Annotated in this window: 14 protein-coding genes; 7 read left to right on the top strand and 7 right to left on the bottom strand. The window is 72.4% G+C overall.

What is annotated here, in order from left to right:
• Positions 1–17: 17 nt before the first annotated feature.
• The 3 genes from ACIGAQ_RS07520 to ACIGAQ_RS07510 are packed head-to-tail and all read right to left on the bottom strand — an operon-like array spanning position 18 to position 1,416.
• Entirely contained in the window at positions 18–551 is a 534-nt protein-coding gene (locus ACIGAQ_RS07520; protein ID WP_311687946.1) for a GNAT family N-acetyltransferase, read from the bottom strand.
• A 60-nt stretch (positions 552–611) separates the two neighbouring features.
• A complete protein-coding gene (locus tag ACIGAQ_RS07515) occupies positions 612–1,157 on the bottom strand; it encodes an NUDIX domain-containing protein (protein WP_399779846.1) in 546 nt (181 codons plus the stop codon).
• 46 nt (positions 1,158–1,203) lie between these two features.
• A complete protein-coding gene (locus ACIGAQ_RS07510; protein ID WP_399779843.1) occupies positions 1,204–1,416 on the bottom strand; it encodes a hypothetical protein in 213 nt (70 codons plus the stop codon).
• A gap of 273 nt (positions 1,417–1,689) precedes the next feature.
• Here ACIGAQ_RS07510 and ACIGAQ_RS07505 point away from each other — a divergent pair, with 273 nt between their 5' ends.
• The 3 genes from ACIGAQ_RS07505 to ACIGAQ_RS07495 all read left to right on the top strand — a co-directional run bounded on the left by ACIGAQ_RS07505 (position 1,690) and on the right by ACIGAQ_RS07495 (position 6,250).
• Entirely contained in the window at positions 1,690–4,734 is a 3,045-nt protein-coding gene (locus ACIGAQ_RS07505) for a family 16 glycoside hydrolase (protein ID WP_399779840.1), read from the top strand.
• A gap of 155 nt (positions 4,735–4,889) precedes the next feature.
• Positions 4,890–5,318, top strand: a complete 429-nt coding sequence (locus tag ACIGAQ_RS07500) for a thiol-disulfide oxidoreductase DCC family protein (RefSeq protein ID WP_399779837.1) — start codon at positions 4,890–4,892, stop codon at positions 5,316–5,318.
• Between the two features lie 56 nt (positions 5,319–5,374).
• The gene (locus ACIGAQ_RS07495) at positions 5,375–6,250 is read left to right on the top strand and encodes an alpha/beta fold hydrolase (RefSeq protein ID WP_399779834.1); all 876 of its coding nucleotides are present in this window, start codon (positions 5,375–5,377) and stop codon (positions 6,248–6,250) included.
• A gap of 49 nt (positions 6,251–6,299) precedes the next feature.
• On the opposite strand, the gene ACIGAQ_RS07490 is transcribed toward ACIGAQ_RS07495, so the two are convergent.
• Both ACIGAQ_RS07490 and ACIGAQ_RS07485 read right to left on the bottom strand, forming a co-directional pair.
• Complete coding sequence (locus tag ACIGAQ_RS07490; RefSeq protein WP_311687952.1) at positions 6,300–6,752, bottom strand: ATP-binding protein; 453 nt, start codon at positions 6,750–6,752, stop codon at positions 6,300–6,302.
• A gap of 191 nt (positions 6,753–6,943) precedes the next feature.
• Positions 6,944–7,288: an ANTAR domain-containing protein gene (locus tag ACIGAQ_RS07485; protein ID WP_399779831.1), complete on the bottom strand. Its 345-nt coding sequence runs from the start codon at positions 7,286–7,288 to the stop codon at positions 6,944–6,946.
• Between the two features lie 183 nt (positions 7,289–7,471).
• Here ACIGAQ_RS07485 and ACIGAQ_RS07480 point away from each other — a divergent pair, with 183 nt between their 5' ends.
• Positions 7,472–8,848 (top strand): pyridoxal phosphate-dependent decarboxylase family protein, encoded by a 1,377-nt coding sequence (locus ACIGAQ_RS07480; RefSeq protein ID WP_399779828.1) that lies wholly within the window; start codon positions 7,472–7,474, stop codon positions 8,846–8,848.
• A gap of 55 nt (positions 8,849–8,903) precedes the next feature.
• Here the strand turns inward: ACIGAQ_RS07480 and ACIGAQ_RS07475 are convergent, their stop codons facing one another.
• Both ACIGAQ_RS07475 and ACIGAQ_RS07470 read right to left on the bottom strand, forming a co-directional pair.
• Entirely contained in the window at positions 8,904–9,638 is a 735-nt protein-coding gene (locus tag ACIGAQ_RS07475) for a hypothetical protein (RefSeq protein WP_399779825.1), read from the bottom strand.
• Positions 9,639–9,713: 75 nt separating this feature from the next.
• Positions 9,714–10,322 carry a dihydrofolate reductase family protein gene (locus ACIGAQ_RS07470; protein ID WP_399779822.1) on the bottom strand — a complete coding sequence of 203 codons (609 nt, stop codon included), beginning with the start codon at positions 10,320–10,322 and terminating at the stop codon, positions 9,714–9,716.
• 68 nt (positions 10,323–10,390) lie between these two features.
• Between ACIGAQ_RS07470 and ACIGAQ_RS07465 the strand changes: the two genes are divergently transcribed.
• The 3 genes from ACIGAQ_RS07465 to gap all read left to right on the top strand — a co-directional run bounded on the left by ACIGAQ_RS07465 (position 10,391) and on the right by gap (position 13,109).
• On the top strand, positions 10,391–10,999 hold the full coding sequence (locus ACIGAQ_RS07465; RefSeq protein ID WP_311687957.1) for a TetR family transcriptional regulator: 609 nt from the start codon (positions 10,391–10,393) through the stop codon (positions 10,997–10,999).
• 9 nt (positions 11,000–11,008) lie between these two features.
• A complete protein-coding gene (locus tag ACIGAQ_RS07460) occupies positions 11,009–11,965 on the top strand; it encodes a helix-turn-helix domain-containing protein (protein ID WP_311687958.1) in 957 nt (318 codons plus the stop codon).
• Between the two features lie 145 nt (positions 11,966–12,110).
• Positions 12,111–13,109 (top strand): type I glyceraldehyde-3-phosphate dehydrogenase, encoded by a 999-nt coding sequence (gene gap / locus ACIGAQ_RS07455; protein ID WP_311687959.1) that lies wholly within the window; start codon positions 12,111–12,113, stop codon positions 13,107–13,109.
• Positions 13,110–13,145: the final 36 nt, after the last annotated feature.

Raw genomic sequence — 13,145 nt, 5'->3', positions numbered from 1 at the left:
CCGGAGAGCCGGGCGCGCTAGTCCTGGTATTGCGTCAGGTCGATCCCGTACAGCCGCAGGGCGTGGCCGTCGGACGGGTCCTGCGTGGCGCCCTCCGCCTGCATGCCGAGTTTGCCGAGTACGTTCACGGATGCCCTGTCGTCCGCCCGGCACACCGCGACCACCCGGTCGAGTCCTCGGTCCTGCACGGCGAACTCCAGGGTGGCGTGCGCTGCTTCGGAGGCGTAGCCCTGTCCCCAGAACACCCGTCCCAGACGCCATCCGATCGCCACCTGGCCCGCGATCTCGGCGGGTGCGCCGGCCACGGTCAGGCCGACGGCGCCCGCCAGCTCACCGGAGCCCAGGAGTTCGACCGCGAACGTCCCGAATCCCTCCTCGTCCCACTCCTCCTCCCACGCCTCGATGTCCAGGGCGGTCCGGTCCAGGGAGCGCGGCTGCCCGTCGCCGATGTTCCGCATCACCGCCGGGTCGGCGTGGATCTCGGACAGAGGGACGAGGTCGTCGTCGGACCAGCGGCGCAGGAGGAGGCGGGGTGTGCGGATCTCGGTCATGGCCCCATCCTGCCGACCCACGGTCGCCGGCGCGAACCGGGGCGCCGCTCACCCGGGCGGTCACCGGGGCCGGTGAGGCGGACCGGGCGCCGGGCCCGGTGTGCCGTCGTGGGTGCCCGGCGGCGTGGCGCGGCTCAGCTCCGCGAGGTGAGCGTCCAGCGGCTGGAGTCGTCCCGGCAGGGGCTCGCGCAGGTCCCACCACCGGACGGCCGCGATCTCGTCGTCGGGCCGGAACGACCGAGAGACGTCGGCACCTCGGCCGCTGAACAGGGCGCCGTACTCGCAACGCCCGTCGGGCGCCAGGGTGAAGTACGCGAAGCCGGCGAAACGGAGTCGCCCTTCGGGTACATGGCCGGTTTCCTCCAGCAACTCGCGTTCGGCGGCCTGGCGAGGGGTCTCCCCGGGGTCGATCAGTCCGCCGGGCAGTTCCCAGGCCTGCCGGTGACGGTTGTACGCCATCAGGACGCGATCGCCGTGCCACAGGGCCACCAGCGCGAGGGGCAGCGGCGCGTCAGCGGGGGGCGTGTCCTCCGCCCCCGGGCCGAAGGAGATCAGGACGTTGCCGTCGTCGTCGTGGACCGGCAGCGGTGAGGAAGCGGCAGCCATCCTGACAGGGTGCACGCCCTGCCCGGTCCCCGGCGATGCGGTGACCTCAGAACAGGCGTTCCTGGCGGGCCCGTTGGAGGGTGCGTGCAGCGGTGCGGCCCGTTCCGGCCGGAGCCGGTTCGTCACCGAAGAGGGGAGCCGTACCGCACTCGTCCACCTCGGCCGGGATCCTTCCGTCCGCCTCCGGGCGCGGCGGCGCCTCACGGTCGAAGTCGTCCGGCGTCATCCGCACCCAGTCGCGACCACCCTGCTCACTCACCCGTCGTCACCGCCTCTCCCCCGGGCGCACGCCCGGAAGCTTCCCCATGGTTGAGAAGCTGCCCACCCATGATCAGTTCCACCATCGGGCGGCGACGAACCCACGGAGGCGCCCGGAGGCCCGACTGGGCGCGCGGACCGACTTTGAACACACTGATGACAAAGTATGGACATGACAAGCGAAAGTCTCTTACCTTTGCGGCGCAACCCGCGCTCCACCCCGTGAACGACCGGAACGATCCGGCACGGTCCGGTCCCCAGCACAGGAGGACCAATGCGCCAACGACCCTTCCCACGAGCCCGAAGACACCTCCTCGCGGTGCTCGCGTCCACCGTCCTGGCCGGCGGTGTCCTGGCCGCCCCGGCGGTGGCGGCCGACCCCGCCCCGACGCCCGCGAACCCGTCCCCGACGGCCGTCGCCGACATCCCGCCGCAGGAGCCGGGCGTCACCTTGCGCGTCTTCGACGTCCAGACGCCGCTCAACAAGCTGTGCACCCTGAAGCCGGGGCAGACCCCCAACCACGACAAGCTCATGCCCACCGTCGACTGGTCCACGGCCGCCGACTTCGGCGGGTTCGAGGACCGTTTCGTCTCCGAGGCGACGGGCTATCTGATCGCCCCGCGCGACGGGTCGTACGTGTTCCGCCTCACCAGCGACGACGGCTCCCGGCTGTCGCTCGACGGCTCCACGGTGATCGACCACGACGGACTGCACGGCGCCGAGCCCAAGGACGGCACCGTCCATCTCACCGCCGGCGCCCACCCGTTGCGCGTCGACCACTTCGAACGCGACGGCGGGCAGCAGGTACAGCTGTCCTGGAAGCCGCCGGGCGAGAGCGAGTTCACCGTCGTGCCCCGCGAGGCGCTCAGCACCGACGCCGATGTGGTCCGGGTGACGGCGCCGGGCCGCAAGGAGTGCGAGGCGAGCGGGGACTCCCCCGGCGACGGGCTGCCCCTCACCTCGGTACGCCCCGACCTCGACCTCACGGACCTGCGCCCCGACGGTTTCGAACCGCAGGTCAGCGGCATGGACTGGCTGCCCGACGGGCGACTGGCCATCAGCACCTGGGGCGGCACTGACAACGTTGCCGGTGAGGTGTATCTGCTCGACAACGTCACCGGCCCGACCAGCCGCGACAAGGTGACGGTCGAGAAGGTGGCCGAAGGGCTGCGCGAGCCCATGGGGATCAAGTACGTCGACGGTTCCCTGTACGTCTCGCAGAAGCACGAGCTGACGCGGCTGGTCGACGAGGACGGCGACGACGTGACGGACACGTACCGCACGGTCGCGACCTGGCCCTACGGGGGCAACTTCCACGAGTTCGCGTTCGGTCTGCTCTACCGCGACGGGTACTTCTACGTGAATCTCTCCGTCGCCATCGACTACGGCGGCGCCACCACCACCCCACAGCCCGCCCCCGGCCGCGGCACCACCTACAAGATCAGCAAGAAGACCGGCCGGATCAGCCCGGTCGCGGGTGGCCTGCGTACACCCAACGGGATCGGATGGGGCCCGGACGGCGGCCTGTTCACCACCGACAACCAGGGCGGCTGGCTGCCCTCGTCGAAGCTCGTCCAGATCAGACAGGACCGCTTCTTCAACCACTACACCGAGCCCGCCGGCCCCTTCGAGTCCTCGCCCGTCACGGCGCCGGTGCTCTGGCTGCCGCAGAACGAGATCGCCAACTCGCCCTCGACACCGCTGTACCTGAAGAAGGGGCAGTTCGCGGGCCAGATGCTGATCGGCGACGTCACCTACGGCGGCCTCCAGCGCGCCTACCTGGAGAAGGTGAAGGGCCAGTACCAGGGCGCGGTCTTCCGCTACACCCAGGGTCTGGAGGCCGGGGTCAACCGCCTCACCCTCGGCCCCGACGGCGCGCTCTACGCCGGTGGGCTCGGCGCCGACGGCAACTGGGGCCAGGAGGGCAAACTCCGTTTCGGCCTGCAGAAGCTGACGCCCAACGGCGGCAACACCTTCGACATCAAGACCATGCGTGCCGTCCCCGGCGGTTTCGACCTGACGTACACCCAGCCGGTGTCCGAGGAGACGGCGGCCCAACTCGCCGCCCGCTACCGGGTCGAGCAGTGGCGCTACACCCCGACCGCCGACTACGGCGGCCCGAAGATCGGCGAGGAGCGGCTCACCGTCCGTTCGGCCACGCTCTCCGCCGACGGCCGCACCGTCCGGCTGCGGACGGACGGACTCAAGCCCGGCCACGTGGTGCACGTGCGCTCCCCGCGCCCCTTCACGTCGGCCTCCGGTGAGACGCTGTGGAGCACCGAAGCCTGGTACACGCTCAACCAGTTGCCCGGGAAGCAGCCGCCGGCCGCCACCCTGTACGAGGCCGAGGAGGCGCGACTGACCGGAACGGCCGGGATCAACACCGACCACACCGGCTACTCCGGCAGCGGCTTCGTCGACCGGTACGCCACCGAGGGCAAGGTCGCCACGACGTTCGACGTGACCGTCCCGAAGAGCGGCACGTACGACGTGAACCTCCGCTACTCCAACGGCCCGAACCCGTTCGCCGGCACCAAGTCCCTCTCCCTGTACGCCAACGGGAAGAAGATCCGGCAGACCTCGCTGCCCTCCACCGGGGACTGGGACTCGTGGTCGACCCGGACCGAGCAGCTGGCCCTGCGCGCCGGCCGCAACGAGATCTCCTACCGGTTCGACGCCGGAGACACCGGGCACGTCAACCTGGACCTGATCACCGTGCATCCGCACGGCGCCGAGGTGACGCTCTTCGACGGCACCACCGCCGCGCAGGCGCAGTGGCAGCACACGGACGGGCGCAAGGTGGCGTGGCCGTTGACGGAGGAGAAGTCGACGGAGGTGTGCTGCGGCGACATCCGCACCAAGGACGCCTACCAGGACTTCGCACTGCACGTCGAGTTCCGTGTCCCGCAGCTGCCGCCGGACGTCACCGGCCAGGACCGCGGGAACAGCGGCATCTTCCTCCAGGACCGCTACGAGCTGCAGATCCTCGACTCCTACGGTGACACCACCCTGGACACGAACGAGGCTGGGGCGATCTACCTCGAGAAGGCGCCCGACGCGAACATGGCGACCAGGCCGGAGACCTGGCAGACCTACGACATCGTCTTCCGCGCGGCCCGCTTCGACGACGACGGCGACAAGACGGCCGACGCCCGGGTGACGGTCGTGTGGAACGGCCGGACGGTCCACGACGACGTCGCCCTGGACGGTCCCACCGCCTCGGGCCGGTCCGAGACACCGGCGGCCGGAGCGATACGCCTCCAAGACCACGGCAACAAGGTCCGCTTCCGCAACATCCAGGTGCGGCCGCTGCGCTGAGCCGTCGCACACTCCGAGGGAGGAGACAGGTGACAGCAGGGGGCTGGTGGCGGCGGCCACCAGCCCCCCTGCGCGCCCACCCGCCGCTCCCCGTCCGGCCGCCCACCCGCCCGTCCGCCAAGCCGGTCCCGCCGTGGATGCGGCACGATGGAGGAGTGCGTACGCGACCGGTGCTGATCTTCGACGGGGACTGCGGCTTCTGCACCATGTCGGTGGGTGTCGTCCAGCGCCTGGTCCGGCCGCGGTGCGAGGTCGTGGCATGGCAGCACGCCGATCTGACGGCACTCGGCGTCACCGAGGAGCGGGCCCGGTACGAGGCCCTGTGGGTGACCCCCACCGGGCGGGTGTACGGCGGTGCCCAGGCCGTGGCGAAGATCCTGCTGAACGGGGGCGGCGTGTGGGCCGTCGCAGGCGCGCTCCTCATCCTGCCGCCCCTGCGCCGGGCCGCGCACGGCGTCTACCGCCTCGTGGCCGAGAACCGCGGCCGGCTTCCCGGAGGGACGGCAGCGTGTGCGAGTCCCGGCCGGAAGGAGGGAACAGGGGCAGTCGGACACATGGTCGCCGGCGGTCAGGGCACAGGGTAGGTCGGCGCCGCGCGACGGCACGACGCGGTACGCCGGTTGAGCCCCAGGGAGGCCGGGTGTTCGAGGGATTCGAGACGGCGCAGATCGATGTCGGTCCGGCTTCGGTCTTCGTCCGCTACGGCGGGGAGGGCCCGCCGGTGGTGCTGCTGCACGGTCATCCCCGGACCTCGGCGACGTGGCACCGGGTCGCCCCGCTGCTCGTGGCGGCCGGTCACACCGTGGTGTGCCCGGACCTGAGGGGATACGGGCGTTCGCGGGGACCGCGCTTCACCGAGGACCACGAGGGCTATTCCAAGCGCGCCGTCGCCGGGGACGTGGTGGCCGTGATGCGTCACCTGGGCCATCGCCGCTTCGCGCTCCTCGGGCACGACCGCGGAGGCTATGTGGCGCTGCGCCTCGTTCTCGACCATCCCGAGTGCGTCTCCCGGGTGGCGTTCGCGGACTGTGTGCCGCTCACGGAACACCTGTCGCGGATCACCGTCGATTTCGCCACCCAGTGGTGGCACTGGTTCTTCTTCGCGCAGCCGGGCATCCCCGAGCGCGTCATCACCGCCGATCCGGACGGCTGGTACCACGGCGACCCGGAGACGATGGGACGGGAGAACCACGAGGAGTGGCGGAACGCCACGCGCGATCCCGACGTCGTTCGGGCGATGCTCGAGGACTACCGCGCCGGTCTCACCGTCGACCGCCGGCACGAGGAGGCCGACCGCGCCGCCGGCAGGCGCATCACCTGTCCTGCGCTCGTCCTGTGGTCGCTGCGGGACGACCTGGAGGACCTGTACGGGGACCCCCGGAACATCTGGCGTTCGTGGGCCGCCGACGTGCGCGGTCTGGGCATCGACTCCGGGCACCACGTCGCCGAGGAGGCGCCCGAGGCACTGACCTCCGCCCTGACGGACTTCCTCCGGCCGGGTCCGGGCCCCGAGTGACGTGAGGCGCGAGCACGCTCGGCTCCCCGGGGGCGCTCCGCCGCGGGCGCTACACGGGGTTGCGCCCGGCGATGTCGCCACCGGGATCGTCCAGCAGGGCGATGCGGACGGTGATGCGTTTGCCGACCGGTTCCCGCTGGACCTCGAAGCCCTGCGCGACGGCCATGACGATCTCCAGACCGTGCTGCCCCACCCTGCCCGCGTCGGCGGCCCGGGCCACCGGCAGGACCGGGTCGCTGTCCCACACGATGACGTGCACCGTGCCGCCGGAGACGCGCAGTTCCATCAGCACGGGTCCGGGGGCGTACTTGCGGGCGTTGGTGACCAGCTCGCTGACCACCAACTGCGTCAGGTCCATGGCCCGCGCGGACACCGGAATGCCGTGCTCGGCCTGGACGCGGGTGAGGAAGCCGACCGCCCGGTGGCGTGCCTCCGCGATGACGTGCCCGTCACCGTCGAGGGCGACCGTCTCCTGGATCGCGGGTCCGGTGTCCGGCACCACGTGGCCCTCACCCTCCGGGACTGCTTCAGCCGGCTCCACCCTCGTACCCCCGTTCACACGCCTGCGCGTACCCCGCACTATGCCTCACATGCTCCCCGGGGTCTCCACCATGAGACGAACATCCGTTCGTCGAGGTGTCCGGGGGGCGAGGCCGCCACGGCGGGCGTCCGGCCGGCCCGGCTCTCGGCGCCCTATCCGCGCCGGTCCGACTCGCCCTCGGCGCGCAGGCGTCGCCGCACGGCAGCGTCCAGCTCCTCGCCCATCGGCTGTGGCAGGGAACCACCCAGCGCCCAGTCGATGACCGTCTCCGCCACCGTGTGGAGCTTGATGTTGGCGTGCTGGGAGACCTCACGGAGCACGTCGAAGCCGGCAGTCGGTGTCAGCCGGTGGACCGCGACGAGGACGCCGATGGCCTGGTCGACCGTCGCGTGAGACTCCACCGCCTGCCGCAACTGCGCGTTCTCCCGCTCCAGGCGGGTCGGCACGGCATCCTCCCTGGCCTGGTGCAGGGACCCCTGCGCTCGGGAAGTCGTCATCACCGGCTCTCCATCGTGAGGTTACGTCGGGTCCCCCTACGCCTGCCCACAACGCGAGCCGCACAACACGCCCCCGGTCGGACCCGGACGGGACGGACTGGACGGACGGGACGGACGGACGGGACACCGAGGTCCCCCGATCGGCCGTTCCCGGGCGCCGGGCGGGCGGATACGGTCCGGGCCATGGACGAGCTCACCAGGATCTTCCATCGCGCCGCCGAGCACGCCGCCGCCTATCGCCGCTCGCTGCCGGAGCGGCCGGTGGCAGAATCCGTCGACCACGCCGCCCTGCGCGCCGCGTTCGCCCGGCCCTTGAACCGCTCCCCCGCCGATTTGCTCACCGTGGTCGACGAGTTGGTGGCCGCCGCCGGGCCGGGCCTCGTCGCCACCGCGGGGCCGCGGTTCTTCGGGTTCGTCGTCGGCGGGGCACTGCCCGCGGCCACCGCCGCGGAGATCCTCGCCGCCGGATGGGACCAGAACGCCTTCAACGCCGCGCTCTCACCCGCCGCGCTCGCCGCGGAGGAAGCGGCGGCCGGCCGGCTGAAGGACCTGCTCGGCATCCCCGGCACGGCGTCCACGGGGTTCGTCACCGGCGGCCAGGCGGCCAACACCGCGGGCCTCGCGGCCGCCCGGCAGCACCTGCTCACCGAAGCCGGCTGGGACATCGGGCGCAGAGGGCTGCACGGCGCCCCGCGGCTGCGCGTGGTCGCGGGCGAGGAGCGCCACGCCACCGTCGACCGCTCGCTGCGGCTGCTCGGCCTGGGCACCGACTGCCTGGAGACGGTCCGCACGGATGCGCGCGGCGCCGTGGACACCGAGGACCTGCGCCGCGTGCTGACGTCCGGCCCGGCCGGGCCCGTGATCGTGTGCGCGCAGGCGGGCAACGTCAACACGGGCGCGTGCGACGACCTCCGTGCCGTCTGCGACCTCGCCCACGCCCACGGTGGCTGGGTGCACGTCGACGGCGCCTTCGGCCTCTGGGCCGCCGCGAGCCCGGCCACCCGCCACCTCGTCGACGGCGTGGAACGCGCCGACTCCTGGGCCTGCGACGGCCACAAGTGGCTGAACGTCCCCTACGACTGCGGCTACGCCTTCTGCTCCCGCCCCGACGTCCACGCCGATGCCCTGTCGTACACCGCCTCCTACCTCACGCGCGCCGATGGGACCGTGGCCGGCGGCGCCGACTACACCACCGAGTCCTCGCGTCGCGCCCGGGGCTTCGCGACCTGGGCGGCGCTGCGCCAACTCGGCCGTGACGGCGTCGCCGCGCTCGTGGAGCGCTGCTGCTCGCTCGCCCGCCGCTTCGCCGACGGCCTGAGCGCAGCGGGTTTCGAGGTGGTCAACGAGGTGACGCTCAACCAGGTCCTCGTCGCCTTCGGCGACGGCACCCGCACCGACCGGATCGTGCGGGCGGTGCAGGAGGACGGCACGTGCTGGATGGGCGCCACCACCTGGCGCGGCCGGCGGCTGATGCGCATCTCCGTGTCGGGCCACACCACGACCGAGGCCGACGTCGACCGGTCGATCGCGGCGATCGTGCGGCTGGCGCGGGCCCTGTGATCCTGCCCAGGCCGCCCGTCGGGTCCGTCGGGCACCCCTGGGACCGGACGGACCCTCACGCGGTGCTCCGCGCGGCGGTGGGTCCGTGCAGCCAGACCCGCAGGGGGCCGAGCGGCTCGAAGCCGTGGCGGACGGCGGCCGCCAGGGCGTCGCCGTGTTCGTAGCCCACCACCGGCAGCGTGGGGAACAGGCGGTGCACCGCGTCCAGGACGACCGGCCACGCCGCGTCCGGGCCGCCGTCCCGCGCGAAGACGTTGGAGATGCCGACCACCTGGTCGTTGCGGCCGGCCACCGCACCGGCGACCACCCGGCCGTCGGCCGACCGTCCGGCGAGGACGAAGGTGGCCGGGTCGGCGAGCAGTCCGGGCCGGAAGAGGCCCGCGCCACCGTCCCCGTCGTCCCAGGCCCGTGCCCAGTCCCGCAGTGTGGCCGGGTCGTCCGCCAGGTCCCAGGCAAGATCGGGTGCGACGGAGGGCGGACGTGCCGGGCGGTGGATCCACTGCGCCTCGAACAGGACGTGGAAGCCGGCGTCACTCAGGTCCAGGTCGGCGAAGCTGTCCTTCACGGAGGCGCCCGGTGTGCCGGTGTCGATCCGCGCCACGAGCGCCGCCGGGTGGGCTCCCGGCACGAGCGTCACCGCGTCGGGGTGGAGCGGCGGGGTGCGCGCCGGGGCGGTCCACGCGTCCTGGCCCCACGCGCCCACCAGGCCGTGCGATCGGGCCATCGCTGCGCACCACTCGGCGTTGTTGCGGGCGGCGGCCCGGACCATGAACTGCTTCGTCGTCGTCACACCGGCGGATCATGTCCGGTTCGGGGCCACCGGTCGAGCGCTTTTCCACACCGCCGGGCCTTGCCGAGGCCGGGGTCATGGCGACTCGGCCGCGCGGCGGGTCAGACGGGTGAGGGTGACTCCGTTGGGGAAGGCCGTGCGCTCGGCGACGTCGAAGACCGTGGGGTCGAAAGCGCCGTCGACCATCGGGATTCCGGCGCCGGCGACGACCGGATAGGTCTTGATCAGCAGCTCGTCGATCTCGGGCAGCACACTGCCCGCGAGCCGGCCGCCGCCGCAGAGCCAGAGGTCCGGGCCGGCGCCCGGGGCGTGCTTGAGCTCGCGGACGAGCGTGAGGGGGTCGCCCGGCACGACGGTGACGGCCGGGTCGGTGTCCGGCTTCAGCGAGCTGGACACGACGTACTGGCGCAGGTGTGCGTACGGACTGGTGACCCCGTCGGCGAGGGAGAGGCGGTAGGTGCCGAGGCCCATGAGGACCGTGCCGAAACGCCGGTTGGGCGCGTCGGCGACCCCGGCGGCCGCGCGGTGGGCCGTCGGGACCGTCTCCGGATACCGCTCGTTCATCCAGGCCGCATAGGCGGCGGACTGCTGCTCGCCGCCTTGTGGGAAGAAGCCGAACTCGCCGCCCGGGCCCGCGATGCGGCCGTCGATCGAGACGCCGATGTAATACACGAGCTTGGGCAAGGTCGTCCCCTGACGTAGTACTCTGAGTGAAGTGGTGTGAACGTAGTACTACAGGTGGAGTGGTGTCAATGGTGAGACGGAACGACCAGCGGCGCGCGGCTCTCGTCGACGCGGCGATCGAGGTGCTGGCCCGGGAAGGCGCGCGCGGCCTGACCTTCCGGGCCGTCGACGCCGAGGCCGGCGTCCCCGTCGGCACGGCGTCCAACTACTTCGCCAACCGGGACGACCTCCTCACCCAGGCCGGCGCCCGGGTGTACGAGCGGCTGCAGCCCGACGAGGCGACCATCGCCCGGCACGAGGCGGCCGACCGCAGCCGGGACACCTACGCCGAGCTGATGCGTGAACTCGTCGGCCGCATCGCCTCCTTCCGCACCGGCTACCTCGCGCTGCTGGAGCTCCGCCTGGAGGCCACGCGCCGCCCCGAGCTGCGCAAGGTCCTCACCGCGCGGGTCCGGGCCGACGTCGATGCCAACGTCGCCTACCACGAGGCCTCCGGCCTGCCCGGCGACGCCACGGCCGTCAAACTGCTCATGCTGGCCCTGAACTGGCTGATCGTCGAGCAGCTCACCCTGCCGGACGTCTTCACGGAGGCGGAACGCGAACACCTCGTGCGAGCCGCGGTGGAGCGCATCGTGGCGCCGGACCAGGTCACGCCCGACACCGGCCGCCCCGACTAACCTCTTGCCGTGTCAGCCTCCCGCCTCCATCGCGTCGCCGTCCTCGTCCTGGAGGGTGCGAAACCGCTCGACGTGGGGATCCCCGCGCAGGTCTTCACGACCCGGGCCAGCATGCCCTACGAGGTGCGGGTGTGCGGGGCGACTCCCGGCCTCGTGACCGGCGGTGACGGGCTCGCCTACCACGTCGCCCACGGCCTGGACGCGCTCGCGTGGGCCGACCTCGTCTTCGTCCCCGGCTACCGGTTCCCGGACCGCGACGATCCGCCGCGGTCCGTGGTCGACGCCCTGATCGCCGCGCACGAGCGGGGGGCGCGGCTGGCCGCCATCTCGACGGGCGCCTTCGCGCTCGCCGCCACGGGCCTGCTCGACGGCCGGCGCGCCACGACACACTGGCACTACACCCGGGCCCTCGCGGCCAGGCACCCGCTCGTACGGGTCGACGAGAACGTGCTCTTCGTCGACGAGGGCAGCGTGCTCACCTCGGCCGGCGCCGCCTCCGGCATCGACCTGTGCCTGCACATCCTGCGCGGTGACCTCGGAGTGGCCGCCTCCAACCACGCGGCCCGGCGGCTGGTCGCGGCCCCCTACCGCAGCGGCGGCCAGGCCCAGTACGTGCCGCGCAGCGTCCCCGAGCCGCTCGGCGAGCGGTTCGCGGCCACGCGCGAGTGGGCACTGCACCGGCTCGGTGAGCCGCTCACGCTCGACGTGCTGGCGCAGCAGGCGGGAGTGTCGGCACGCACGTTCTCCCGGCGTTTCGTCGAGGAGACCGGCTACACGCCCATGCAGTGGGTGATGCGGGCCCGCATCGACCTCGCCCGGGAGCTGCTGGAGCGCTCGGAGCGCAGCGTCGAGCAGATCGCCGACGACGTCGGGCTCGGCACCGGCGCGAACCTGCGCCTGCACTTCCAGCGCATCCTCGGCACGACGCCGAGCGAGTACCGGCGCACCTTCACCCGGGGCGAGTGACACCGACGCCGCTCCGGGGAGGCGGGCTCCCCGCAGCGGCGGTGACCTCGGGTGGCGGGATCCTTTTGAACCATGGCGATACCGCCACTGTCAGGAGTGTCGGCCGCGGACGAGCATGGTGGCGCGAAGGGAAGGGACCTCATTCATGACTCGCATCGCCATCAACGGATTCGGCCGCATCGGACGCAACGTGCTGCGCGCGCTGCTGGAGCGCGACAGCGCCCTGGAGATCGTGGCCGTCAACGACCTGACCGAGCCCGCCACGCTCGCCCGGCTGCTCGCCTACGACAGCACCGCCGGCCGGCTCGGGCGCCCGGTGACCGTCGACGGTGACACCCTCGTCGTCGACGGGCGTCGGATCAAGGTGCTGGCCGAGCGCGAACCCGCGCAGCTGCCGTGGGCGGAACTCGGCGTCGACATCGTCCTGGAGGCCACGGGCCGCTTCACCGCGGCGAAGGCCGCCCGGGCGCACCTCGACGCGGGCGCGAAGAAGGTACTGGTCAGCGCACCGTCGGACGGCGCCGACGTCACGCTCGCGTTCGGGGTCAACACCGACGCCTACGACCCGGCCGTGCACACGATCGTCTCCAACGCCTCCTGCACCACCAACGCGCTCGCGCCGCTGGCCAAGGTCCTCGACGAACTCGCCGGGATCGAGCACGGGTTCATGACGACGGTGCACGCCTACACGCAGGAGCAGAACCTCCAGGACGGTCCGCACCGTGACGCCCGCCGCGCCCGGGCCGCCGGCGTCAACATCGTGCCGACCACGACCGGTGCCGCCAAGGCGATCGGCCTGGTGCTGCCGAACCTGGACGGCAAGCTGTCGGGCGACTCGATCCGCGTCCCGGTGCCGGTGGGCTCGATCGTCGAGCTCAACACGACGGTCGCGCGCGACGTGACGCGTGAGGACGTGCTGGCGGCGTACCGCGCCGCGGCGGAAGGGCCGCTCGCGGGCGTCCTCGAATACTCGGAGGACCCGCTGGTGTCGTCCGACATCGTGGGCAACCCCGCGTCGTCGATCTTCGACTCGGCGCTCACCCGCGTCGACGGCCGCCACGTCAAGGTGGTCGCCTGGTACGACAACGAGTGGGGCTTCTCGAACCGCGTGATCGACACGCTCGAATTCCTCGCCGGCGCCTGACTCCTCGGCCCGGACGGCGCCCTGCTTCCGGCCCGC

The sequence above is a fragment of the Streptomyces sp. NPDC085932 genome, assembly GCF_044540525.1.
In the GTDB taxonomy this organism is placed as follows: Bacteria; Actinomycetota; Actinomycetes; order Streptomycetales; family Streptomycetaceae; genus Streptomyces; species Streptomyces levis.
This window is presented reverse-complemented; position numbering and strand designations above follow the sequence as displayed.